Here is a 24,971-nt window from a genome sequence, read left to right as displayed (position 1 = left end):
ATGGACATGTCGTTCACTCATGGCTATTGCACCGATGTGCCGATAGATACTTTGTCTCCCGGACGTACCCGTTGCAGCCCGCTGACGACCACCCGTTCGCCCTCCTTCAATCCGGACTTGACGATGCGTTCGTTGCCCTGCAGATCGCCGAGAACGACCTGGCGGTACACGACGTGATCGTCATCGCCGACGACGTAGGCGAACCGCTTGTCCTGATCGGTGCCCATGGCGGCGTCGTCCATCAGCAGCGCGGGATAGGGCTCGCTGCCCCCGACCTTGAGCCGCGCATACAGACCGGGCAGCAGCGCGCCATCGGCGTTGTCGAAGCGCGCCCGCACACGGATGGTGCCGGATGAGGTGTCGAGGGCGTTGTCGACGGATTGAATGACGCCACGGCGCGAATAGCCGGTCTCGTTGCCCAGCCCGAGGTCGACCGGCACCTTGCCGTTGCGGCCTACGCTGCGGATGTATTTCAAGTACGTCTGTTCGTCGGCATTGAACTCGGCGTAGATCGGGTCCATGGACATGACGGTGGTCAGCGATTCCGCACCGGCGCCCGCATGCACGAGGTTGCCCAACGTCACTTCAGCGCGGGAGACCCGCCCTGAAATCGGCGCGATAACCTGGGTGTAAGCCAAGTTGATTTCGGCAGCCTTCAACGTGGCCTCGGCGGTTTTCAGATGGGCGACGGCCTCCAGCGCGGCATTGTTTTTTTCGTCGTAGTCGCGCCGGGCGATGGCATTTTCAGCCAGGAGCCGTTGCGCCCTCGCCCAATCATTCTGCGTGTAGGCCATCCGCGCCCTGGCCGCTGCGACCTCGCCTTTTGCCCGGTCCACCTGCGCCTGATAGGGGCGCGGGTCGATCACGAACAGCACGTCACCCTGTTTCACCATCTGCCCGTCATGGATGTTGACGAACGTCAGCGTGCCGGAGACTTGCGGCCGAACATCCACCCGCTCCACGGCGCTCAAACGCCCCGAGTAGAACTGCCAGTCGGTCACGTTCTGCTGCTTCACCACCGCCACATCGACCACCGGCAAATGTGGCGCTTCCTGTGCGACCGCCTGCTGTGTACGTTCCATCAGGCCATACGTCACGCCAGCGGCAAGTAAACAGCTGCCCGCCAGAACGAGGGCCAGGCGCGGCTTCAATAGGGTTGTCATAGGGGCTCCGAGTCGGTCAATGATCCGTAGATCGAACGGCCGCCCACCCCCTTCTGCCGTATCCAGACGGAGGCTGCACAGTCGCGGGACGTGTTCGATGCCATGGGTGTTGAGGCGCTCAAGGACGCCTGCTCATGAAACGGTGGGCATTTTCGTCACCGCAACGCACAGGGAAAAGGACGTAGTTCCCTCCTTTAACGCCATGAAGGAAACGTTCGCAGTAACCCCCCCAGCGTCTGGGCCTTTTTCGCGAATGAATTCGCGCCTACAGAGGGCAGCGTCTCGCGGTGCTTCCGCGACCTCCTGTGACGATGACGGTTTTTGCGGGTTTTACGCCCTTTGCATCGTTCCGGATCTGGCGGATCATCGGCGGGTCACAGACGTGTGTCGCAAGGAACACAGACGTCACAGAGTGGAATTCACGATGCTTGAATAGGTACTGAGATGCGTGATATCGCCTTCCTGATCTTCCCCGGCTTCCAGATTCTCGACCTCACGGGTCCGCTGGCGGCGTTCGAGCTGGCCAAGGGGGTGGGCGTGCCTGATCCCTATCGGTGTTTCGTGGTGTCGCAATCGGGCGGTCCAGTCAGGAGTTCTTCCGGTCTGGAGGTGACAGCGAGCAAGATCAGGTCCAAGCCTTACGACACGTTGACGGTGGTGGGCGCCGATCTATTGTCCAGACCGTACGATCTTCCCGACATCTCGGATCACTTGGCCAGGGCCGCGGCCAAAGGCACCCGACGCGTCGCCAGCGTGTGCACCGGCGCGTTTTTCCTGGCCGAGGCGGGTTTGCTGGACGGACGTCGGGCCACGACGCACTGGAAGCAGACGGCGCAGTTGCAACGTCAATTCCCGAAAGTGAAGGTCGAGCCGAACCGGATTTTCGTCAAGGAAGGCGGCATCTGGACGTCAGCAGGCGTGACGGCGGGCATCGATCAAGCGTTGGCGATGATCGAAGAAGATCTGGGCAGCGCCGTTTCCCACGAAGTCGCAAGGCTGCTGGTCGTTTATCACCGCCGTCCTGGCGGGCAATCGCAGTTCTCAGCCATGGCCGACATGGAGCCCGCCACCGACCGCATGCGCGAGGTGCTGACCTACATGCGCGAGCATCTGCACGAGCAGCTGTCAACCGAACACCTGGCCGCCATCGCCTGCCTGAGTCCGCGTCAATTTGGCCGAGCTTTTCTGATGGAAACGGGTGAAACGCCCGCGAAGGCCGTCGAACGCTTGCGCGTTGAAGTGGCCAGGCAGCGCGTCGAGCGAAGCGCCGAGCCCATCGAGCTGATCGCCCATTCGGTCGGGTTCAGAGACCCGGAACGCATGCGCCGAGCGTTCATCAGAGTGACCGGCCATCCACCACAAAGCGTCCGTCGGCTCTCTCATCAGAAGGGTGTGGACGACGCCCTCGCCATCGCGCCATAACCGGCGGCCTCACGCGAGGCCGCAAGCCTGGACGTTGAGGCACGCGTCATCCGACAGGGTCAATCAAACCTTCAAGGCCGCGACGACCTTGATCTCGATCTTGAGCTCCGGCAACCCAAGCGCTTCGATACCGATCAACGTCCACGCCGGGAACGGCTCGACGAAATGCCGCTTCTTGACCGGCAGGAAATCGTCGAGGTGCTGTTTCAGGTCCACGTGATAACTGACGACCTCCACCAGATCGCCCATGCCCAACCCTTCCAGACGCAACACCTCAGCGATGCGCTGAAAGGCCAGTTCGGTCTGTTCAGCAACGGAAACCGGCACGGTGCCGTCCGCTTTCACACCCACCAATCCTGCGACAAACAACAGCCCACCGGCCCTGACCGCCGGGGCATATTGCCAGTCGGTGAACGCTTGGGTGCTCACGCCGAACACGTCGTTGCCTTCGGGAATCTCTACGACTGATTTGCTCATGTTCAATCCTCATCACATCATGCGACAGCCACACGTAGCGCTGTCTGTGGCTGTGAAGCCTAAGCGTTGCTTGAGGGAAAACGAACGACACAAATCCCTCGCTTTCGGTCATTGAGGGCCATTCAACGCGGGAGAGCCACGGGCATCCTGTTGTATAGTCGCCCGTCATACGCCTCGGCACTTGGTGACTCATGTCCTACCCGCTCGACACCATCGCCCATACCTATCTGGGCTCCAACGTCTACTCGCAGTTGCGCAACGCGCTGATCACCGGCGGGCTCAAGCCGGATGACCGGCTGCGGATCCGGGAACTGGCCGCCCAGCTGGGCACCAGTGTCACGCCGGTCCGCGACGCCATCCTGCAACTGGCGAAGGAGAAGGCGTTGGTGCTCAAGACCCCGAAGGACATTCGGGTTCCGGTGCTGGATCGCGAAGCGTATCTGGAAATCCGCACCCTGCGCTTCAACCTCGAAGGCCTCGGCGCCGAGGCCGCTGCCAACGTGGCCACAGAGGCCGACATCACGCGCATCGACACCAATATCCAGCTCAACCTTCAGGCCATCGAAAGGCATGACGTGCCCGAAGCGCTGCGACTCAACAGCGAGTTTCACTTTCTGATCGCCGAAGCGGCGCGCATGCCCCTGCTGCGGGGTTATCTGGACAGCCTGTGGATGCGCGCAGGCCCTTTGATCGCTCAGGCGTACGCCCACTTTTCCCTGACCATGGCCATCGAACATCACGTGGAAGTGCTCAGCGCCCTTCGCCAAAAAGATGCGGCCGCCGCCAGACACGCGATCCAGACCGACATCATGGACGGCAACCAGAAGATGCTGGAATTCATCGCCGTCAGTCAGGAAGCACTCGACGAGTGACGTCATTTTCAAGGGCCTATTGACACATCACTCGGCTAAAAAACATGATGCATCAAACTTCATACCTACGGAGAGACCATCATGACTGCCAAGAAGACGCTCCTGTTGACCGGCGCCAGCCGCGGTATCGGTCATGCCACCGTCAAGCATTTCCACGCTGCGGGCTGGGAAATCTTCACCGCATCCCGGCAGGATTGGGTCGCGGAATGCCCGTGGGCGGAAGGCCTGCTCAACCACATTCACCTCGATCTGGAAGACATCGACAGCGTCAGCGACAGCATGGCGGCGATCAAGGACAAGCTCGGTGGACGCCTGGACGCGCTGGTCAATAACGCCGGCATATCACCCAAAGGTCCGGAAGGTGCGCGAATGGGCGTTCTGGAATCCGACTACGCGACCTGGACCAAAGTGTTCAACGTCAACCTGTTCTCTACCGCACTGCTGGCGCGGGGCCTGTTTGATGAACTCAAGGCCGCGAAAGGCAGCATCATCAACGTCACCTCGATTGCTGGCTCGAAAGTGCACCCGTTTGCCGGGGTCTGCTACTCCACGTCTAAAGCCGCGCTCTCGGCCCTGACCCGGGAAATGGCCTACGACTTCGGTCGTCACGGCGTACGGGTCAACGCCATTGCGCCGGGAGAAATCGACACGTCGATCCTCTCCCCCGGCACCGCAGACATCGTCGAACGGCTGGTGCCGATGCACCGCCTGGGCAAGCCTGAAGAAGTCGCGTCGCTGGTGTATTTCCTCTGCACCAGCGGCGCGTCGTACGTGAACGGCTCGGAAATCCACGTCAACGGTGGTCAGCATGTCTGAAGCAGTGATGACTGACGTCTCCTGCGCGAAGCTCATGACGACCCAAGCGCCCGAGGTGGACGAACGCAGAGCGCTGGAAATGGCCGCGCAGGTCTACGGCCTGAACGGGACGATTCAGCCGCTGAACGGGGAACGGGATACGAATTTTCTCGTGCGCTCCGATCGGGGCGCGTACGTGCTGAAAGTCATCAATCCAGCGGAAAGCCCCAGCGTCACCCACTTCCAGACGCAGGCCCTGTTGCACATCGAGCGCCATGGCGCCCACCTTCCGGTGCCTCGCGTGCTGGCGGCATTGAACGGTGAGTTCGAGCCCTGCGTGCGGGTCGGTGAACAGCATTTCACCGTACGCGCGGTGACCTACCTGGAAGGCATTTCGCAGAATCAGGGCACGCCCAGCATGGCGCTGATGCATCAGTTGGGCACGATCCTGGCGGACGTCAATCTGGCGTTGAACAACTTTCAGCACCCCGGTGCGCAGCGCAATCTGCTGTGGGATGTGGGCCATGCCGAACGCACCCGCCCTCACTTGCACTGCGTGGACGCCGCGCAACAACCGCTGGTGACCGCGCTGATGGACCGCCACGAAACCCACGTGAAGCCTCGACTGGCCAAGCTGCGCGCGCAAGTTATCCATAACGACCTGAACCCGCACAATGTCATGCTCGATGCCGCGACCGGCACCCGAGTGACGGCCATCATCGATTTTGGTGACGCCCTGTTCGCCCCTCTTATCAATGATTTGGGCACTGCGCTGTCGTACCAGTTCGACGCTGACGCCGCCGACCCGCTCTGGCAAATCAAGGCCTTTGCTGCTGCCTACTCCAGACGCATTCCGTTGCTGCGCGAAGAGCTTGAGGTCCTCGGCGACCTGATCGCCATGCGCATGGCCATGGCGATCACCATCGCCCAATGGCGAGCAAGCCTGTACCCGGACAACCGCGCCTACGTGCTGCGCAACCTCAGCACCACTTGGCGCAACCTGCAATCGCTGGTCGCCCTGCCCGCTGGGCAACTGACCCAAGCGCTGATCAATGCCTGCACACCGGAGGCCGCATGAGTTCCGATCTGCTTTCCCGCCGCGAGCATGCCCTCGGCGCCAGCTACCGCCTGTTTTACGAAGAACCCTTCGCACCGGTGCGGGGCGAAGGCGTCTGGCTGTTCGACCAGAACGGCACGCCCTTTCTGGACGCCTACAACAACGTGGCTTCCGTGGGCCACTGCCACCCGGCGGTGGTGCGGGCGATTGCCGAACAGAGCGCGCAGCTCAACACCCATACGCGTTACCTGCACTCGGCGATCGTCTTCTACGCCGAAGATTTGCTCAGCGAATTTCCCGAGTCCCTGAACAACCTGACCATGACCTGCACCGGCAGCGAGGCCAATGACCTCGCGCTGCGCATCGCCCACTGTCACAGCGGCGGCACGGGGATTCTCGTGACACGCTGGGCCTATCACGGCGTCACCAGCGCGCTGGCAGAAATCTCGCCGTCATTGGCGACTGGACTGCCCACCGCCAGCCATGTGCGCTTGCTCGACCCGCCGGATTCGTATCGCGGCAACCATTTCGTGGCCAGCGTCAAAGCCGCCCTCGCGGACATGCGGGCTCACGGCATCCAGCCTGCGGCGTTGATGGTGGACAGCATTTTTTCCAGCGACGGTGTGTTTTCTCCATCCAACGGCGAACTGGCCGCTGCCGCTCAGTGCGTGCGCGAAGCTGGCGGCCTGTACATCGCCGATGAAGTCCAGCCCGGATTCGGCCGCACCGGCGCGCAGCGCTGGGGATTTCAGCACGACGCCGTGATTCCGGACCTCGTGACCCTGGGCAAGCCCATGGGCAATGGCCACCCCGTCGCAGGCGTGGTGGGCCGCTCGACGCTGTTCGACCAGTTCGGCCGTCAGCAGCGCTATTTCAATACGTACGGCGGCAATCCCGTGTCTTGCAAAGCCGCGCACGCAGTGCTCGGCGTGCTTCGCGATGAGAACCTACAGGCCAATGCCCATGACGTGGGCGGCTACCTCAAACGCGGGTTGCAAGCCTTGGCCGAGCGCTTCGAAGTGATCGGCGATGTTCGTGGCGAGGGCCTGTTTCTCGGCGTCGAACTGGTGGAAGACCGCACTACCCAATCCCCCGCCACCCGCATTGCGGCAGCGACGGTGAATGGCATGCGCCGCAGGCAGGTGCTGATCAGCGCCACCGGCCCCGCCGCCAACGTCCTCAAGATCCGTCCGCCACTGGTGTTCCAGCGCAACCATGCCGATCTGTTGCTGGAACGGTTGGAAGCCACGCTAAGGGCGGTCACATAAAGCCCCACCCGGATTGGCCCGCACCGTCTAAACTCCATCCAGTCGCAAAAAGAACGGGCCGCGTCGCTTTTGTAAGAAAAATTCAAAAACGGCATGCCAAGCTGCGTTCCATACCCGACCAAGGGCGTGACAAAGATCGCGCCGGGTACAACAAGATGCCCGACAAGGGTGCCCTGGCTTCGGCCTGAAAATCCACGTGCCCGTGACGTGGTACATGCGCCGCAGCCCACACTTTCGGACAACCGACAACCATCTGGTTCGTCCGTGACCGTGAGGAATGCTGTATGCCTGACCAGATGTCGATTCTGCCCATGGTCAACAGCCTGCTGGAGCGCCACAAAGGCTCTGCGGGCGCACTGTTGCCCATTCTCCACGAGATTCAGGAAGGCATCGGTTACATCCCCGACGTCGCCATCCCCGACATAGCCCACGCCCTCAACCAAAGCCAGGCCGAAGTGCGTGGCGTCATCAGTTTCTATCACGACTTCCGCACCGCGCCACCGGCCCGCCATATTCTGCGCCTGTGCCGGGCCGAGTCCTGCAAAAGCCGGGGGGCTGAGCAATTGGCGGCGCAATTGCGCGACCGTCTGCAACTGGACGATCACGGCAGCAGCGCCGACGGCAATATCAGCTTGCGGCCGGTGTATTGCCTGGGCGCCTGCGCGTGCTCACCCGCGCTGGAGCTGGACGGAAAACTGCACGCGCGGCTCAGCGCTGAGCGTCTTGATGCCCTGCTCGACACGTGCCGGGAGGACGCACAATGACGCGTCTATACCTGCCCGCCGACTCCGTGGCCCGCGCCGTGGGGGCGGACGCCGTTGCCGTGGCCCTCGCCAGCGAAGCGCGCGCACGCAACCTGCCGCTGGACTTGCACCACACCAGCTCCCGAGGCCTTTACTGGCTGGAACCGCTGCTGGAAGTGGACAGCCCGCAAGGCCGCCTCGGTTTCGGCCCGCTGACGGAAGATGACGTCCCCGGCGTGCTCGACGCGCTGCTCGGCGATCCCTCCAGCCATCCGTTGTCTTTGGGATTGGTGGAAGAGTTGCCCTATCTGAAGACCCAACAACGCCTGCTGTTCGCCCGCGCCGGGATCACTCAACCGCTCTCGCTGCAGGATTACAAGGCCCACGGCGGTTTCGAGGGCCTGACCCGCGCCATTGCCGTGGGTGGCGACGAGACAGCTACCGCCGTGTTCGACTCCGGCCTGCGCGGTCGCGGCGGCGCGGCCTTCCCTGCCGGGATCAAATGGCGCACCGTCCGCAGCACGCAAGCCGCGCAGAAATACGTGGTGTGCAACGCCGACGAAGGCGATTCCGGGACCTTCGCCGACCGCATGCTGATGGAAGGCGACCCCTTCCTGTTAATAGAAGGCATGGTCATCGCCGGGATCACCGTCGGCGCCAGCCTCGGCTACATCTACGTGCGCTCGGAATACCCCCAAGCCATCGCCACCCTGCGCGAAGCCATCACGATTGCCCGCTCCGCTGGCTTCCTCGGCAACGACGTCGCGGGCAGCGGCCTGGCGTTCGATCTGGAAGTGCGGGTCGGTGCAGGCGCGTACATCTGCGGTGAAGAAACCGCGCTGCTGGACTCACTGGAAGGCAAACGTGGGCTGGTGCGTGCCAAGCCGCCGATCCCTGCGCTGAAAGGGCTGTTCGGTCAGCCGACCTTGGTTCATAACGTGCTGACCCTGGCGTCGGTGCCGCTGATTCTGGCCAAGGGCGCGCAGTTCTATCGCGATTACGGCATGGGTCGTTCTACCGGCACCATGCCCTTTCAACTGGCGGGCAACATTCGCCACGGCGGTCTTGTAGAGCGGGCGTTTGGCCTGACCTTGCGGGAACTGGTGGAAGTCTATGGCGGCGGGACCGCCAGTGGTCGTCCGCTGAAAGCCGCGCAAATTGGCGGCCCGCTGGGCGCCTGGGTACCGCCGTCACAGTTCGACACACCGCTGGACTACGAGGCGTTCGCTGCCATCGGCGCGATGCTCGGCCACGGCGGCGTGGTGGTGGCTGACGACACCCTGGACATGGCCCACATGGCGCGGTTCGCCCTGGAATTCTGCGCCGAAGAATCCTGCGGCAAATGCACACCCTGCCGCATCGGTTCGACCCGGGGCGTCGAGGTCATCGACCGGATACTGGCTGCGCCTGACCAAAACATCCGGGATCAGCAGGCCATCATCCTCAAAGACCTGTGCGACACCCTGCAATTCGGTTCGCTCTGCGCGCTCGGCGGCATGACCGCCTACCCTGTCGCCAGCGCGCTGAAGCACTTCCCTGCCGACTTTGGTCTGCAACTCTCGGAGGCCGAGCAATGATCACGATATTCGACCCGAAAACCGACGCCGACTTAGGCACGCCCGCCCGCCACAGCGGCGTGCAGGTCACCCTGAACATCGACGGCCAACGTATCAGCGTGCCTGAAGGCACCTCCGTCATGCGTGCCGCCGCGCTGATGGGCACCACCATTCCCAAACTGTGCGCCACCGACAGCCTCGAAGCGTTCGGCTCCTGCCGCATGTGCCTGGTGGAAATCGAGGGCATGCGCGGCTATCCGGCCTCGTGCACCACGCCGGTCACCGAAGGCATGACCGTGCACACCCAGACGCCGAAACTTGCGACGCTGCGCCGCAACGTCATGGAGCTGTACATCTCCGATCACCCGCTGGACTGCCTGACGTGCTCGGCCAACGGCAACTGCGAACTGCAAACCGTTGCCGGTCAGGTCGGCCTGCGGGAAGTGCGCTACGGCTACGAAGGCGAAAACCATCTCGCTGACAAAAAAGACGTGTCCAACCCGTATTTCGATTACGACCCCAGCAAGTGCATTGTCTGCAGCCGCTGCGTGCGGGCCTGTGAAGAAACCCAGGGCACTTTCGCGCTGACGATCACTGGACGCGGCTTCGAATCCCGCGTGTCCGCCGCCGGTGGCGACAACTTCCTCGAATCGGAGTGCGTGTCCTGCGGCGCCTGCGTGCAAGCCTGCCCCACCGCGACCCTGATGGAAAAAAGCGTGGTGGAGAAAGGCCAGCCGGAGCACAGCGTCATCACCACCTGCGCCTATTGCGGCGTGGGCTGCTCGTTCCGCGCCGAGATGAAAGGCGATGAACTGGTGCGCATGGTCCCGGACAAGAACGGCCATGCCAACCATGGCCACTCCTGCGTCAAGGGCCGTTTCGCCTGGGGCTATGCAACCCACCCGGATCGCATCACCAAACCGATGATCCGCAAGCACATCAGCGACCCTTGGCAGGAAGTCAGCTGGGACGAGGCCGTGACTTACGCCGCCAGCGAAATGCGTCGCCTGCAACAGAAATACGGCCGCGATTCCATTGGCGGCATCACCTCCAGCCGCTGCACTAACGAAGAAACCTATCTCGTACAGAAACTGGTGCGCGCCGCGTTCGGCAACAACAACGTCGACACCTGTGCGCGGGTTTGCCACTCGCCAACCGGCTATGGCCTGAAACAGACGCTGGGCGAATCGGCAGGCACCCAGAGCTTCGACTCGGTGATGAAAGCCGATGTGATTCTGGTCATGGGCGCCAATCCGAGCGACGCCCACCCGGTGTTCGGTTCCCAACTCAAGCGCCGCCTGCGCGAAGGCGCTCAATTGATCGTCATCGACCCACGGCGCATCGATCTGGTTGATTCGGTTCATGGCCGGGCCAAGATTCACCTCGCGCTGCGTCCGGGCACCAACGTCGCCATGCTCAACGCCTTGGCTCACGTGATCGTCACCGAAGGCTTGCTCGATCAGGCGTTCATTGACGCCCGCTGCGAAGGCAATGACTTTGCCCGCTGGAGCGAATTCGTCAGCCGCGCAGAGAATTCGCCGGAAGTACTGGGCCTCATCTGCGGTGTGAACGCCGCCGACATTCGCGCCGCCGCCCGCCTCTACGCCAGCGCCAACAACGCCGCCATTTATTACGGGCTGGGCGTCACCGAACACAGTCAGGGCAGCACCGCCGTCATGGGCATCGCCAACCTGGCCATGGCCACCGGCAATATTGGCCGTGAAGGCGTCGGCGTCAATCCGCTGCGTGGGCAGAACAACGTCCAAGGCTCCTGCGACATGGGCTCATTCCCCCACGAACTGCCGGGCTATCGCCACATCTCCAACGAAGTTGTGCGCACTCAGTTCGAGAATGCCTGGAACGTCACGCTGCAACCCGACCCAGGCCTGCGCATTCCCAACATGTTCGAATCGGCGCTGGCCGGTCAATTCAAGGGCTTGTACTGCCAGGGCGAAGACATCGCCCAGAGCGACCCGAACACCCAGCACGTGACAGCAGCCCTGTCGGCCATGGAATGCGTGGTGGTGCAGGACATCTTCCTTAACGAAACCGCGAAATTCGCCCACGTGTTCCTGCCGGGCGCTTCGTTCCTTGAAAAAGACGGCACCTTCACCAACGCCGAACGCCGCATCTCACGGGTGCGCAAGGTCATGGACCCGCTGGGCGGCAAGGCCGACTGGGAGGGCACCGTCGCTCTGGCCAACGCCTTGGGCTACCCGATGAGCTACACACACCCGTCGGAGATCATGGACGAAATCGCCAGCCTGACGCCAACGTTCACCAACGTCAGCTACGCCGCGCTGGACGTTCACGGCAGCCTGCAATGGCCGTGCAACGAAGGCGCGCCCGACGGCACGCCGACCATGCACATCGACCAGTTCGTGCGTGGCAAAGGCCGCTTCATGCTCACCGGCTACGTGCCCACCGAGGAAAAGGTCAATACCCGCTACCCGCTGCTGCTCACCACCGGCCGCATCCTCAGCCAATACAACGTTGGCGCCCAGACCCGTCGCACCGAGAACGTTGCCTGGCACGAAGAAGACCGGCTGGAAATCCACCCGACCGACGCCGAAAGCCGTGGGGTCAACGAAGGCGACTGGGTGGGCATCGGCAGCCGCGCCGGCCAGACCGTGCTGCGCGCCCGGGTGACCGAACGCGTCGCACCGGGCGTGGTGTACACCACCTTCCACTTCCCGGAATCCGGCGCCAACGTCATCACCACGGACAACTCCGACTGGGCCACCAACTGCCCGGAATACAAAGTCACCGCCGTGGAAGTCAGCCGCGTCTACCACCCTTCCGAGTGGCAAAAACGCTACCAGGCCTTCAGCGACGAACAGCAACGCCTGCTCGACGAACGGCGCCAGGCTCGCCACACCGACAAAGCAGAGGTGCGCCGATGAGCGACGCCAACCTGATCAAAATGGTCAACCAGATCGCCAAATACTTCGCCACCGAACCGGATCAAGAGGCCGCAGTTCTCGGTGTGCGCAACCACATCCAGATGTTCTGGACGCCGGGGATGAAGAAGGAGTTGGTGGCGTTGCAGGCGGCGAATCACGGCGCGGAATTGCACCCGCTGGCGCAAGATGCGGTAAAGGGGGCTGGATGGTAGAACCGGCCTGAGGTGAATGCTGAAACCCAAAAGCCCCGAGTGATCGGGGCTTTTCTTATGACTTGAACAGATGCTTCGCTGCCCACCCGTTTGAACAGAGCATGAATGCGAACGTTAACGAGTTGCATGCTGACAGGGCACTGTCTACCCTTGAGCACATGCACGCCATCACTAACGACAACAAACGGCGTTTTGCCCGCTACCAGCGGCACCTCCAGGACCTGTCCTGGGTTTCGTTCGCCGATGACAGCCCCTCCCCCGGCACCCATGGTTTCGTCTTGCCCACAGCAAAAACGAACGCTCCGTGCTGCCGCTACAACCCGATCCGCATGCTGCACGGCCTTCACCCCGGCGTACATCCCACTGAGCCTTTTGCCAGCGTGCTCTCTACCGAGCTCAAGGTCACGGACGAGCTGTGCCAGGCGTTGTTGAAGTTATCTAAGAGCCAGGCCGTCAGCCAGGATCAAGCACGCGACATGTGCGCGCTGATCCGCTCGACAATTACTCAACTACTTTCGGCACATACCTCATGATCAGCACACTGGGCATCATGCAACCCTACTTCTTCCCTTATCTGGGCTACTTCCAACTCATTGCCTCGGTGGAACGCGGCGTGATCTTCGATACCGCGCAGTACGGGCGAAAGAGCTGGATGAATCGCAACCGAATACTCGATGGCAAAGGCAGCTGGCAGTACATCCAGGTGCCGGTCAGCACGACGCTGGGCAGCTCGATTCAAGCCACCACGGTGATCGATCACCGCGCCGCCCAGCAACGCATTCAGGGCCAACTCGGTATCTATCGAGGCAAGGCACCGTTTTACCGTCGGGTGACTGAATTGATTCCAGCCGTCTTCGATTCGGTGACAGGCAACAGCATCAGCGACCTGAACACGCGTTCACTGCAGGTGGCGTGCGATTACATCGGCCTGCGCTTCAACTGGACACCGCATTCAGCGTTGAACCTGGAACTGCCGCCCATTGAGCATCCCGGTCAGTGGGCGCTGGAAATCAGCAGCCAGATGGGCGCCCGACGCTATATCAATTCGCCGGGCGGAAGGGACATATTTGTCCCCGATGAATGGCACCAGCGCGAGATCGAATTGCGCTTTCTGGATCTGTCGACTTTCGTTTACCCCACCGGCGCGTTGCCCTATGTCGAGAATCTGTCGATCCTCGATGTATTGATGTGGAACGAACCCGGCGACGTCGCCCGCTACATCCGCGAGCATACCCGAGTGGCCTGCTGACTCAGACCCCGAGCATGGGCTAAAAGCTGGGTGTAGCGGCGATCAACAGCCGTTTGCGAGACAACGCGACACCCGGCTGCAATACCACCCACTCGTTCCTGACCACCCGGCGCAGGTACTCGTAGTGACTGGCGGGCATGCCCGCATCGACGATGATGGGCATCGAATCGAACTCGGGATGACGGGACAATGCCCGCAAGCGACACCAAAACTCGGGCATCCAATGATCGAACTCCACCGATGCGGCCCGAGATCAGAGTGCCTTCATCGGCATCCGCAAGCGTGCGCTTCAAGTCTGTTATCGCGTTGCTTGCACAGCCGAGCCCTGTTTAGGCGCAATCGGAAGCTGGCTGAAGTCACGCAGACTCCCAGGATTGTGCGGGTTGCCAATCAGGAGGCGTTCGGATTTATACCCTTGGCTCGCAATACTCCTGGCCGGCTCAAACTCATCAAAACGCAGCCCTGCCAAATCTGTCCACGTGTGGATGAAGTGAGACGTACTGTAGGGGCGTGCCAGGTAGTCAGCAGGTTCCAGAATCGTGCCTTGTGCAGCTTTCCAACTGGGCGATTTCCAAACGATGAATGGCACTGTGTACATTGGGCGAGTGGGTGCAGCCTCGTTGCGGCCCAGCACCTCTGGCGCTACCGGGTCATATACGGATTCACCGTGATCAGACAGGTAGAGCAGGAAGCCGTTAGGGTCTGTGTCGCTGAAGCGCTTGATCAGCGACGAGACGACGTAATCGTTGTACCGCACCGCATTGTCGTAGCTGTTGTAGACCTCTAGCTGGCCATCAGTGACATTTGCCGGCACCCCGATCCGATCCTTGAAGTAATCGTATGTGGGTGGGTAGCGATACTTGTAGCTCATGTGCGTGCCCAGCAGGTGCACCACAATCAGCTTACGTGGCGCGTCGTCTTCCAAAACTTTAGAGAACGGGTCCAGGACGTCCTCGTCGTATTGGCTGGTCTCGTTCTGATCGCGGTTGTTGTTCAGGTAGGTCTGCTGGTCTGCCTGCTGAGAAAACAGGGTGAGCATTGTGTTGCGCTTGGTCATGGTCTGCTGGTTGGTAATCCAGAACGTCTTGTACCCGGCCTGCTTCATCACGCTGATCAGGGTTGGCGTACTCAGGTATCGATCCGGATGCTCCTCGTCAGCAAATGTCAGTACCTGCTGGAGGGTCTCGATCGTATAGGGGCGTGGCGCGACCACTTCGCTGAATATCTGCAGTTGGCCACGTAGCTGGTCCAGATTGGGCGTCGTAGGACGGCCATAACCATAAACGCTCATACGCTCCCGGTTCGTTGATTCGCCAATGACCAATACCAGCGTGGAGCGTTGACCTGCATGCGTGTCGGTCAGGTTCTTGAGAGGAGGAATCTGCGCCTGGGTCGCCATCATCGTCGACATCTCGGCGAGTTGCTGACGATACTGGTGATATCCGACGACCATCTGCCAAAGGGCCGCGGCTTCGATATTTTCTTCGAATTTCGCTGCCGCCAGTTGAAGGGTCGGTCGCTTACGATACTGGTTGACAGCGTTGAAGCCCACGCCGACGGCAATGAACAAAACACAACAGGTCACTAGCGCCTTACGCGTCAGGTACGCTGGCCTGACCCGCGTCCACAGCACCAGCCCTGCGAAGGTGTAAGCGGCGATTGCCCCCACAATCGACCAGGAAAAATAGTGCCCCAAGTACTCTGTTGACTCCTGCATGTTCGAGTCGAACATGATGAAAATCACGCTCTGGGAAAACTCCTGCCCATAAATCAGAAAGTATCCGAGGCCGGTCAGTGAGGACGCCCAAAGAAGAAGTCCAATGACGCCAGCGAGAATCCTCGCACGGGCGGGAAACAGGATCAGCGGAATCAGCCACAGCAACGTGACCATCGACGCCTGGATCATCCCCTTCCAGCCTGCAACGCCAGCGCGAATGATAAGGAGCTGTGCGACACCGGAGAAGTACCAGAAGAACAGATAGGCCCAACCTAGACGCGCCCAGACTGCCCGGTTCGGTGTTGCGGGTCCTGAAACTTTAGCTTTCATAACGTCCTCGATTAAACCGCTCTTTACCGAGCGAGGCAGGCCTTCAGGCACCAAACCCTGTGATTCAACGACCGGTGAGTCATTGAGATAAAGCGCGTCCGAACGCTTCAAACATGAGTTTCTACCGCTGGGTGGGAATTGCCTTGCTGATTGATCAGCAACTGACGTACCAGTTGGGCGCAGATCGCCTGTACCCGTTCCAGCGGCTGGCTGGCGTCCACGTCGATAATTTTCGCGTTATTGAAACGGAGCAACGAGGTTGCCTGTACTTTCTGCTTCAGCAGAGAAAGGTTGTGGTCGGGCTTGCGAGAAAATGCCGTATCGGCATCAATGTTCAATCTAATGACCAGCGTAGGCAGATGGCTGACCATCCTTTGGTAAAGCGCAAACTCACGCTTTGCAAGCCACGCCGTAAAGCGGCCAGTAGGCGTTGATGCGTTCAGGCCCGGGCCGTCATAGAACCCCGGCACGTCAACTTGAGGGTATCTGTCGCAAATAACGATGGAAGCCCGATCGCGTAACGCCTGCATCGCCCTGAAGCGACGGACTCGCAGCAGCGAAAATCCGTAGATGGTCAACGCCGTGAAGACCCCAGGGATTTTTTGGCCTTTGGTACGAGCTTGTGTCGCCTTGGCGGCCAATCGACGTCCGACAGCAGGCCCGATCAATGGCCAGGCCTGTATCTTGAGTCCTATGGTGCCTGTACCCAATCCCAAGTAGGCATAGGCAGCGCCCTCACCTGCCAGGGTGGAGCAAAGGTGGGCCGCCACGGTGGTTTTTCCCGCACCGTCCGAACCGATAATGGCCACGAGCGGCGCCAGAGGGCGGTCGCCTCTCCCGCGAGGAGTTTCGAATAGGGCGCGCATGTCTGCTACCTCTCCCCCTACGGATTCGCCAGGCTGCGGGACACCGCTGCTTTGGCTTGCGCAATGACCTCTTCGAGCGGCAGGCGACTGTCGAGATCCAGAATCGGTGCTCCCTGATATTCAAGCTTGGGGACGTTCGCAATCTTGAGTGCAAGCGATTCGTAGCGGTGATCAGGTTTGCGCGCAAACGCGGTCTCGACATCCACGTTCAAGCGAACAACCAGATCCGGACGGTAGCTGATCATGTAGTCGTACAGCTTTTTCTCACGCGCCGCCAGGAACCGAATCAGCGCGTTCCCATGCTTGACTGCGAGCAACCCGGGGCCATCGATTTTCATATTGGCAACTGCGATCTGCGGAAAACGATCAGCGACGATGGTGATGCCTTGGCGTCGCAGCTTCATCATCTTCTGGTAACGACGATACCGGCGGATCGACAACAGGAAGATGGCAAATGCCGCCAAGGTGCTGGGGCCGCTGGAGATTTGTGCGTGTTTGTGATTGCCACGTGGAGAGTTGGCAGCGATCAGCCGACCGATTGCTTTGCCCACCAACGGCAACCTGACCAACCTTTCACCTATCTGCTTGGACTGAATGCCCAAATGGCAACTCTGCACAGGTTGCGACCGGCTCAGCCACGTGAGGATAGCCTCCGAGACGGTCGACTTTCCGGAGCCATCACAGCCGACAAATGCAATGAGCGGCCCAAGCACCCTTCCTTTCTTGTCCAGGTGCGGCTGACGTTTCGGAACCTGGACTTCGCCGTTCTGCTCCACATGATGATCTGGCGCAGGTGCATGTTGGTGTTTAGAAGAAAGCATTATTGGGCCCGTCTCGTACGAGTAAAAAGAAGCTGGATGCAGAGTCAAACTTCCAGATTGGAAGGCTCATTGACCAGATAGGCACGGTTTTTCATTCGCTTGATCTCGCCGTCCCTGAGCTCGATGATTTCGTCAGCGATGTCGATAAGCCCCGGACGATGAGAAACGGCAATGATGGTGATCTCTGGCGCCAACGCTTTCAGCGACTCACAGATATCTTTCTCGGCATCCGGGTCGAGCGAGCTGGTCGCTTCATCCAGAATGAGCAACTGAGGTCTGTGGGCGAGCGCACGTGCAATCACTATTCGTTGCCGCTGACCACCTGAAAGCTTGCCCCCTCGTTCGCCCACGATCGACTGCATGCCTTGGGGAAGTTGGGATACGAACTCCCATGCACCTGCCTGGCGCAATGCTCGCTCCGCATCCGCTTCGGTGAGCGCTGGCTCGCCCAAAGTGACATTCGCAAGGACGGTGTCGTGTAAAAGCAAAGTTTCCTGCGTGACGTAGCCAATCATGCGACGCCACATACGGCGATCAAGGTCAGGAAGCGGAATACCGTCTATGAGCACTCGACCTTGTTGAGGGCTCAACAACGCACACACCAGGTCGAGAATCGTGGTTTTCCCTGCTCCGGATGGGCCCACCAGCGTCGTCATCGTCCCGACATCGAAAGTCAGTGATGCGCTGTTCAAAACCTTGCGCTCGCCATAAGTAAATGTGACGTTCTGAAACTCGATCCGGTCTTTGAGCGTGGGCTGCACGGTACCGCCGACAGGCTCGGCTTCTCCCCTGGCCGTCACTACCGCTTCGCGCAGCGCCCAAAAGGCACTCTCTTGCCCCGCCATGCGGTGGTAACGCTGCTGCGCCTTGTGCATAAGGCCTAGCACTCTCACCACCATAAATATGAGCACCATGACGGATGACAACGGCAACTTCCAGATAACCAGGCCCGCATACAGACCGGCTGCGGCGAGAATGGCCAGCAAGGGCTCCTGGAGTGCGCGCAATGTCTCGCGGCTGGTGACCTCCTTCTCCATTGCCCCATTCAGCTCAGCAGCCTGATGGCGCAACAACGAATCGGCGATATCCTCCCTGGCCATTGCCTTCAATGGTTTGACTGACCCCAAGGTGTCGCTGAGGTTGATCAGCAACTCCCGCATCAGGCTGGTCTGGCCCTTCCCTGCTTTACGGGATGTTTTGACCAAACCACGCAGGGCGAAAAGAATGACCACGCCGAGAACCAGGCACACCAGCGCAGCTTGCCAGGAGACGAACAGCGCGATGACGCCGTAAGCGATCGCCTGGATGGAGAGCGCAACCATGTTCGCGGCATGCTCATAAGCGGTTGATGCTCGGTAGGCTTCGGTGGCCACGGCGTTGGCCAATGCTCCACCCGGCTGACGCAGATAGTATTCCCAGCGGCTACCCAGTGTTGCGTTGATCAGATCGACCCTCAGGTCGGTTGCGACATGGGCTACGGTGTAGCCAACCTGGCGGTTGGCCAGAAGAATCAACAGACTGCTGATGGCCATGCCCACGACAATGATGACGAGTAGCGTGATGATCGTTGGCTCCAATCCAAAGAACTGAAGCGCGTTGCCAACAAGGGCGCCAAACGTCGAGTGCGCATTGTCGCCCAGCATCACCGACATCAGGGGCAGCATCGTTGTCAGACTGACGCTCTCGACCAGGCCGGCAACGACCAGGCTAAGCAGCATCAATGCCGTTCGTATCGGATACGAACGCCCAAAAACAAAAATAATTCGCATAACACTCACATTCGGTTCAAGGTTCTCTGCACCGCACGGCAATTCCCTGCACTACAGTTCGTCTGCACCCCTCGCTGTCAGGCCGTAGGCTCAAGCAATGGACGTAGAGCGGCGAACGCTTCGATGATCTGATCAATTTGCGCGGTTGTGTGGGCGGCGCTGACACTGCAGCGAACCAATGTGACGCCCGACGGCGTGGCAGGTGGAAGTACCAGATTGACATATACACCCTGATCAATGAGTGCTCGCCAGAACTGTACACCCTGCTCTTTGCTACCGACCATGACCGGGACAACGGGGCTCACGCTCGGGCCTAACGAATAGCCCAATTCCGCCAGCCCATCGTAAAGCCGACGGGCATTGTCCCAGAGGTTCGCCCGCAGATCCGGGCGCGCAGCAATTGTCTTCAAGGCCGATCGCACAGACGCCACGACCGAAGGAGAGGGTGAGGCCGTGAAGATGTAGGGACGGCTGGCATAACGCAGCACTTCCATCCCACTGCTCAGGCCCGCGGCAAAACCACCGATTGCAGCCAGACTCTTGCTGAAGGTTCCCAGGATGATATCGACATCATCCTCCACGCCCTGCTCTTCCGCCAGGCCTCGACCGTTAGGGCCCATGACGCCAAACGAGTGAGCTTCGTCAACCAACAAGAAACCGCCCAGACGGCGTTTAACGTCAACGATTTCTTTGAGTGGAGCCACGTCGCCGAGCATGCTGTAGATGCCTTCCACGATGATCAGCGCATCCTTCGCGCGATCCCCAAGGCGCAGCATGCGGCGCTCAAGGTCTTTTGCGTCGTTATGATGAAAACGGATGATTTCAGCCCCACCCAAGGCGCATGCATCATAGATACTCGCGTGACAATCGGCGTCGAGCAGTACCACTTCGCGCGGGCCGGCAAGCGTCCCGATGATGCCCAGGTTAGCCACATAACCAGTGGAGAAAACCATGACCGATGGCCGATCCAGAAATTCGGCCAACTCTGCTTCCAGCGCCGAATGACCGCCGTAGCTGCCGTTGGCCATTCTTGACCCGGTTGTGCCCGTACCTTCGGCGGTCAGCGCTTTGCGCGCAGCTTCGATAGCGTCTTCATCGAATGTCAGGCCCAGGTAATTGTTAGTGCCAGCCAAAATGACATCGGTACCGCCGATACGCCCACGCGTCGATGAATAGAGCGCTTCGATTCGAGTACCAAAAGGGCTGGGGTCAAGCGCCTGCAGACTGGAACGCTCAGCGGCCAGGCGGGAGAATTTGTCATACAGTCCCATGACTTTTCTCCAGATAGCCAATCAGAGAGGCGGCAAGCTGCCTTGGCGTGCGAACGTCCATGAGGATATTGATCGGTATCGACAGGTCATAGTCGTCCTCAAGCTTCATCAACAAATCCATCATTTTTACCGACTCAAGGCCTAGGTCATCGACCATGTCGCTGTCAGGCCCTACCTCACCTGCAGCGGGAATCATGTCCCGAAGACACGTCAAAACATTCTCTATGATCACATCTTGCGTAAACATACTTAGCCTCGTTGGCGCGCGAATTTGCACACGTTCAAAACAAACCTTCCTGCAGGGCACGTCGTAGCTTTATCTGGGGACTCCAGCCGGTTGCGGCCGTTATCGCCGTGTTGCTGCATGTCCAGTCAGGGTGTGTGAGCTCATTGACTTTGCTGGTGGTCAGCATTGGGTTACCGCGCACCACGTAGGAAATGACCAGGTTTGCGCGGGCAACGGCTCTCAAGACGGCGGTTGAAATGGCCAGTGATCGAACTGGAGCCGCCCGTATATCGGTCGCAATCTGCGCCAGCCCCTTCCAGCTGTATCCGCCGAGCGTGCCGTCACTGATTTCGTAAAGAGCCGAATTCGAGTTCGGCGCTCCAAGCCATTGCCCAACAGCCGCTACAAGGTCAAAGACGTGCACAAAGCTGAGATGCGTATCCCCTGCGCCGAGCCTGATCTGCAGCCCCTTGAGCAACCAGGTGAACAGTGGCCGTAGTTCGCGATCTCCCGGGCCATAGACTGCCGTCGGACGGAAGATCGTGACGGCCATGGCTCCTGCTACCCGGATGACTTCCTGCTCGGAGTCATGTTTGGATTTTGCGTACCACGAGAGTTCTGGATGGCGAGCGGCAAGAGATGACATCAACAGAAAACGTTTGCAGGTGCCGGCTTTAGCAGCGGCTTCAGCGACCCGACGGCTGCCGTCCACATTGGCAATGCGGAAACTACGGGCATCACGCCCTCGAACCGCCCCCGCGCAGTGGATGACGATATGTGCCCCTGCAACCAGCTTTGCCAGTGAGTCACTGTCCTCAAGCGATCCCTTTACCCACAGAACACCGTTTTCAAGCCCAGCCTGTGTGCGACTGAGCGCGCGCACACGGACACCACGACCAACGAGCATTCGCGCTATTTGACCGCCGATAAAACCGCTGCCACCGGTAAGGGCAATCGTTGGCTCGGTCATGCGGTTTCGGCCGCAGCGAAGCTCTCGGGGAGTGCGGCGCGAAGACTCATGAAGCGCTTGCGGGCTTCGGCCCGGGCTGGTTTTCCCGAGGAGGTGCGAGGAATGCTATGGGGCGGTACCAGGTCGATGGTCGGGGAGATACCGAATTCACTGTGGACCTTGGCAAACAATGTATGAGAAAGACGCGCCCTCTTCTCCTCATCGAGGATGCGGTATTGAACCTGGATCACCACCGATGGATCAGCGTCCTTGTCGGTAATGAAAACGATCGCGTCCCCCGGCCTGATTTCCGGCTCGGACTCGACAATGAGTTCAATGTCTTGAGGCCAGATGTTACGACCTCGGATGATGATCAGATCCTTCTTGCGCCCGGTGACGTAAAGATCCCCATCGAAAAGATATCCCAGGTCGCCAGTATCGAGCGTTTTGGTCGCTGCGAGAGTTTGAATGGAATCGTGATCCTGGAAATAGCCCGTCATCAGGCTCGGGCCAGAAATCATGACTCTGCCCACTTCGCGCTCGGCCAGGACATTGCCAGAGTCATCTACGATCAGCAGTTCGTGCCCCGGCAGCGCGCGGCCGCAGTTAACGAAAGCACTGACCGCTGAAGATTTTTCAGTGGCGCTGAGCGCCCTACCTTCCGTTTCCAAAATGTCTCGGTCGATCCTGTCAACCTGAGCACCTGTGTCCGGTCTGGCAAAGCTGACAGCCAACGTGTTTTCTGCGAGCCCGTAGCACGGCATAAATGCGCCAGCCTTGAACCCAGCGGCGGCAAAGTGCTCGGCAAATCGGTCGAGTGTGGCGATGGAAATCGGTTCAGCGCCAACACCCGCTACGCGCCAGTTCGACAAATCGAGGCTTTCTACTTCAGCGGCACTGCAACGACGTACACACAGATCGAACCCGAATGGCGGCGCCACCGAGACCGTACCCCTGTTCCGACTCAGCAAGTTAAGCCACTGTTTGGGCCGCATCGCGAAGTCTTGCGTGCGCAGGTAGTCGACCGATATCTGCGTGGCCATGGGCGCCAATACAAAACCTACCAACCCCATGTCGTGGTAGTACGGCAACCAGGAGACACAGCGGTCGCCGGGACGTAACCGGATTCCATCAGTGCTGATACCGCGCAGATTGGCCATGACCGAACGCTGGGTGACCATGACGCCACGCGGAAAACGGGTACTCCCAGAAGTGTATTGCAGATAGGCAACGTCATCGGGTTGAGCTGGGACAAGAGCGGCACCACCCATAGGAAGCGCTTCCAGATCGTCATCCGTGCCGATGAATTTCAGCTCAGTGGTGCCCAGTGCTTCGCGCGCGTAGGGCAGCCATTCCTGCTCCCCGAGCACAACCGATGGCGAGCAGCTTGCGATGAGTCCACGGAGCTTTTCGACGTACGATTGGTGTTGCCCTACCCCAGCGGGAACCGGCAGCGGAACAGCGACCAGGCCTGCGTACTGGCACGCGAAGAAAAACTCGACGAATGAGGGTGTTGTGTCCGCGATCAGGGCGACGCGATCACCTTTGGACAAACCCAAGGTCAGTAACCTTCTGGCGGCGCCCTGGGCTCTGGCCTTGAGCTCTCTGTACTCGAGCACTGCCGTCAGTTGGCAGCGTCGGTCATAAAAATTCATCCCCGTGCGACCCAGCGCTGCGTAGTCCAGAGCGTCCGCTAAAGAAGGGAAATCTGCAAGTCGCTGCACCAGTTCTTGAGTAGAGCTAGTTTCGGACAAATATAAAACCGTCATTAATTTGGACTCTAATCAGGGCACTACGAAAACCGGCACTTATGGGGCAGGCGCCGCCGCACGTCCAAAAAGCAAGGTTCGTAGAGATAGCTGAATATGGACGCCGTCACATTTTCAGGCATCGCCTAAAGCGAATAACTGGCTCGTGGACCTGAGCCATTTTGAAAAGCCGGCTTCCATAGCTTTCCTAAAAGAGTACCGTCAGATAGATCGAGATCTACTATCAAACGAATTAATACTCTACATTGACAATGGTCGATAGACGTAACGAAATATTTCAGCGACAGTCAGGAGCCGCCGCCGGATACCTCGCTCGACGTTGGAACATCAGGCCTCACCGTCCACTTTTTGCCTAGAAGGCCTGCAGGCTAATGAATAAGAACAACCCGCTGCTTACCATTGAAGCAGCAGAGAACCGGCAGTCGCTGAACGACTTCGTAACGTTTCCAGGCACGCTCTATAAAAACGATCCCTCTTGGATCGAGCCGCTCTACGTTGAACGGTTAGAGCATCTCTCACCCAAAAATCCGGCCTCAGGACACGTTACGTGGAAAGCCTGGCTCGCCAAACGCAATGGTGCTGTTGTAGGCCGCATTCTTGCTCAAGTAGATACTTTGCACCGGGAGTTGCATGGAGCAGACACAGGCCACTTCGGTATGCTGGACGCGATCGATGATGGTGAAGTATTCGCGGCGTTGATCGCCACCGCCGAGCAGTGGCTCAAGGGTCAGGGTGCTCAGCGGATTACCGGGCCTTTTACCCTGAACATCAACCAGGAAAGCGGCCTCCTCGTCGACGGCTACGAGACGCCGCCATCCGCGTTCATGAACCACAACCATCCTTACTATGAAAACCATGTGCTGGGATCAAAGTACGAACCTGCCATGGATTTGATTGCCTACTGGATGCGCCGGGACGAACTCAATTTCCCGGCCCCGCTCAAGAAAATGATGGACCGGGAAAGGTCTACGATCCGTATCCGCCAGATTGATCGGTCAAAATTTGCCGCCGAAATGCAAATTCTGCGGCAGATATTCAACGATGCCTGGGCCAACAACTGGGGTTACGTTCCCTTTACCGAGCACGAGTTTTCCGAGCTAGGCAAGCAGTTGAAATTCCTTGTTCCCAGCGACCTTATTTATATCGCTGAAATAAACGATGAGCCCTGCGCATTCATCGTGGCCATGCCTAACATTCATGAGGCCATCGCGCCTCTCAAAGGGCGTATGCTGCCATTTGGATGGTTGCGTCTGATTTGGAAACTCAAAGTCTCCGGAACACGAACCGCCCGCGTGCCTTTGATGGGCGTCAAGCAACAATATCAGTTCAGCCGCCAAGGCCCTGTCCTGGCATTACTGCTTATCGAAGCTCTGAAAGCCCCCTTCCTCCGGCGCAATATCGAGGCCCTCGAAATGTCTTGGATCCTCGAAACGAATGCCGGGATGCGCGGAATTCTGGAGCGCATAGGTGCCAAAGCCTATAAGCGGTATCGGCTCTATGAAAAGCACATTTGAATCGGCGCGCTATTCGGCCCTC

General features: G+C 59.6%; 23 protein-coding genes. 12 read left to right on the top strand and 11 right to left on the bottom strand.

All coding sequences use genetic code 11. The features are described from left to right. Positions 1 to 23: 23 nt before the first annotated feature. Positions 24 to 1,163 carry an efflux RND transporter periplasmic adaptor subunit gene (locus tag GVN17_RS08815; protein ID WP_166594863.1) on the bottom strand — a complete coding sequence of 380 codons (1,140 nt, stop codon included), beginning with the start codon at positions 1,161 to 1,163 and terminating at the stop codon, positions 24 to 26. 444 nt (positions 1,164 to 1,607) lie between these two features. Here GVN17_RS08815 and GVN17_RS08810 point away from each other — a divergent pair, with 444 nt between their 5' ends. Beyond that, complete coding sequence (locus GVN17_RS08810) at positions 1,608 to 2,585, top strand: GlxA family transcriptional regulator (RefSeq protein ID WP_166594862.1); 978 nt, start codon at positions 1,608 to 1,610, stop codon at positions 2,583 to 2,585. Positions 2,586 to 2,648: 63 nt separating this feature from the next. On the opposite strand, the gene GVN17_RS08805 is transcribed toward GVN17_RS08810, so the two are convergent. Beyond that, positions 2,649 to 3,062 carry a Rid family hydrolase gene (locus tag GVN17_RS08805; RefSeq protein WP_166594861.1) on the bottom strand — a complete coding sequence of 138 codons (414 nt, stop codon included), beginning with the start codon at positions 3,060 to 3,062 and terminating at the stop codon, positions 2,649 to 2,651. A gap of 191 nt (positions 3,063 to 3,253) precedes the next feature. Here GVN17_RS08805 and GVN17_RS08800 point away from each other — a divergent pair, with 191 nt between their 5' ends. The 10 genes from GVN17_RS08800 to GVN17_RS08755 all read left to right on the top strand — a co-directional run bounded on the left by GVN17_RS08800 (position 3,254) and on the right by GVN17_RS08755 (position 13,717). After that, entirely contained in the window at positions 3,254 to 3,934 is a 681-nt protein-coding gene (locus tag GVN17_RS08800) for a GntR family transcriptional regulator (protein ID WP_166594860.1), read from the top strand. 81 nt (positions 3,935 to 4,015) lie between these two features. Further along, the gene (locus GVN17_RS08795; RefSeq protein WP_166594859.1) at positions 4,016 to 4,750 is read left to right on the top strand and encodes an SDR family NAD(P)-dependent oxidoreductase; all 735 of its coding nucleotides are present in this window, start codon (positions 4,016 to 4,018) and stop codon (positions 4,748 to 4,750) included. Then, entirely contained in the window at positions 4,743 to 5,807 is a 1,065-nt protein-coding gene (locus GVN17_RS08790; protein WP_166594858.1) for a phosphotransferase, read from the top strand. Before GVN17_RS08795 ends, GVN17_RS08790 begins: the two co-directional genes overlap by 8 nt. Beyond that, complete coding sequence (locus tag GVN17_RS08785; RefSeq protein WP_166594857.1) at positions 5,804 to 7,054, top strand: aspartate aminotransferase family protein; 1,251 nt, start codon at positions 5,804 to 5,806, stop codon at positions 7,052 to 7,054. Before GVN17_RS08790 ends, GVN17_RS08785 begins: the two co-directional genes overlap by 4 nt. 284 nt (positions 7,055 to 7,338) lie before the next feature. After that, on the top strand, positions 7,339 to 7,818 hold the full coding sequence (locus GVN17_RS08780) for a formate dehydrogenase subunit gamma (RefSeq protein ID WP_166594856.1): 480 nt from the start codon (positions 7,339 to 7,341) through the stop codon (positions 7,816 to 7,818). Then, positions 7,815 to 9,374: an NADH-ubiquinone oxidoreductase-F iron-sulfur binding region domain-containing protein gene (locus GVN17_RS08775; protein WP_166594855.1), complete on the top strand. Its 1,560-nt coding sequence runs from the start codon at positions 7,815 to 7,817 to the stop codon at positions 9,372 to 9,374. Before GVN17_RS08780 ends, GVN17_RS08775 begins: the two co-directional genes overlap by 4 nt. Continuing rightward, on the top strand, positions 9,371 to 12,256 hold the full coding sequence (fdhF, locus tag GVN17_RS08770) for a formate dehydrogenase subunit alpha (RefSeq protein ID WP_166594854.1): 2,886 nt from the start codon (positions 9,371 to 9,373) through the stop codon (positions 12,254 to 12,256). The genes GVN17_RS08775 and fdhF overlap by 4 nt, the downstream gene beginning before the upstream one ends. Beyond that, positions 12,253 to 12,468, top strand: a complete 216-nt coding sequence (locus tag GVN17_RS08765) for a formate dehydrogenase subunit delta (protein ID WP_166594853.1) — start codon at positions 12,253 to 12,255, stop codon at positions 12,466 to 12,468. The genes fdhF and GVN17_RS08765 overlap by 4 nt, the downstream gene beginning before the upstream one ends. A 101-nt stretch (positions 12,469 to 12,569) precedes the next feature. After that, positions 12,570 to 13,001: a hypothetical protein gene (locus GVN17_RS08760; RefSeq protein ID WP_166594852.1), complete on the top strand. Its 432-nt coding sequence runs from the start codon at positions 12,570 to 12,572 to the stop codon at positions 12,999 to 13,001. Beyond that, on the top strand, positions 12,998 to 13,717 hold the full coding sequence (locus GVN17_RS08755; RefSeq protein WP_166594851.1) for a WbqC family protein: 720 nt from the start codon (positions 12,998 to 13,000) through the stop codon (positions 13,715 to 13,717). Before GVN17_RS08760 ends, GVN17_RS08755 begins: the two co-directional genes overlap by 4 nt. Before the next feature lie 19 nt (positions 13,718 to 13,736). Here GVN17_RS08755 and GVN17_RS08750 read toward each other — a convergent pair whose 3' ends face one another. The 9 genes from GVN17_RS08750 to GVN17_RS08710 all read right to left on the bottom strand — a co-directional run bounded on the left by GVN17_RS08750 (position 13,737) and on the right by GVN17_RS08710 (position 23,435). Further along, positions 13,737 to 13,937, bottom strand: coding sequence for a hypothetical protein (locus tag GVN17_RS08750; RefSeq protein ID WP_166594850.1), 201 nt, complete (start codon positions 13,935 to 13,937; stop codon positions 13,737 to 13,739). Between the two features lie 78 nt (positions 13,938 to 14,015). After that, on the bottom strand, positions 14,016 to 15,764 hold the full coding sequence (cptA, locus tag GVN17_RS08745; protein WP_166594849.1) for a phosphoethanolamine transferase CptA: 1,749 nt from the start codon (positions 15,762 to 15,764) through the stop codon (positions 14,016 to 14,018). 107 nt (positions 15,765 to 15,871) lie between these two features. Then, positions 15,872 to 16,573 (bottom strand): hypothetical protein, encoded by a 702-nt coding sequence (locus GVN17_RS08740; protein ID WP_371928517.1) that lies wholly within the window; start codon positions 16,571 to 16,573, stop codon positions 15,872 to 15,874. Between the two features lie 74 nt (positions 16,574 to 16,647). Next, on the bottom strand, positions 16,648 to 17,451 hold the full coding sequence (locus GVN17_RS29640) for a nucleoside triphosphate hydrolase (RefSeq protein WP_256665155.1): 804 nt from the start codon (positions 17,449 to 17,451) through the stop codon (positions 16,648 to 16,650). 44 nt (positions 17,452 to 17,495) lie between these two features. Next, positions 17,496 to 19,220, bottom strand: coding sequence for an ABC transporter ATP-binding protein (locus tag GVN17_RS08730; protein WP_166594847.1), 1,725 nt, complete (start codon positions 19,218 to 19,220; stop codon positions 17,496 to 17,498). Between the two features lie 77 nt (positions 19,221 to 19,297). Continuing rightward, the gene (locus tag GVN17_RS08725) at positions 19,298 to 20,491 is read right to left on the bottom strand and encodes an aminotransferase class I/II-fold pyridoxal phosphate-dependent enzyme (RefSeq protein ID WP_166594846.1); all 1,194 of its coding nucleotides are present in this window, start codon (positions 20,489 to 20,491) and stop codon (positions 19,298 to 19,300) included. Beyond that, complete coding sequence (locus GVN17_RS08720; RefSeq protein WP_166594845.1) at positions 20,478 to 20,738, bottom strand: acyl carrier protein; 261 nt, start codon at positions 20,736 to 20,738, stop codon at positions 20,478 to 20,480. The genes GVN17_RS08725 and GVN17_RS08720 overlap by 14 nt, the downstream gene beginning before the upstream one ends. A gap of 34 nt (positions 20,739 to 20,772) precedes the next feature. Next, positions 20,773 to 21,687 carry an NAD(P)-dependent oxidoreductase gene (locus GVN17_RS08715; protein WP_166594844.1) on the bottom strand — a complete coding sequence of 305 codons (915 nt, stop codon included), beginning with the start codon at positions 21,685 to 21,687 and terminating at the stop codon, positions 20,773 to 20,775. Further along, positions 21,684 to 23,435, bottom strand: a complete 1,752-nt coding sequence (locus GVN17_RS08710) for a fatty acyl-AMP ligase (RefSeq protein WP_166594843.1) — start codon at positions 23,433 to 23,435, stop codon at positions 21,684 to 21,686. The genes GVN17_RS08715 and GVN17_RS08710 overlap by 4 nt, the downstream gene beginning before the upstream one ends. A 371-nt stretch (positions 23,436 to 23,806) precedes the next feature. Here GVN17_RS08710 and GVN17_RS08705 point away from each other — a divergent pair, with 371 nt between their 5' ends. Beyond that, positions 23,807 to 24,949 (top strand): N-acetyltransferase, encoded by a 1,143-nt coding sequence (locus GVN17_RS08705; RefSeq protein WP_218576137.1) that lies wholly within the window; start codon positions 23,807 to 23,809, stop codon positions 24,947 to 24,949. Positions 24,950 to 24,971 lie beyond the last annotated feature (22 nt).

It is taken from the genome of Pseudomonas sp. SLFW, assembly GCF_009905615.1.
In the GTDB taxonomy this organism is placed as follows: Bacteria; Pseudomonadota; Gammaproteobacteria; order Pseudomonadales; family Pseudomonadaceae; genus Aquipseudomonas; species Aquipseudomonas bambusae.
Note: the sequence above shows the minus strand (reverse complement) of the source record. Positions and strands in the feature narration are given on the sequence as shown.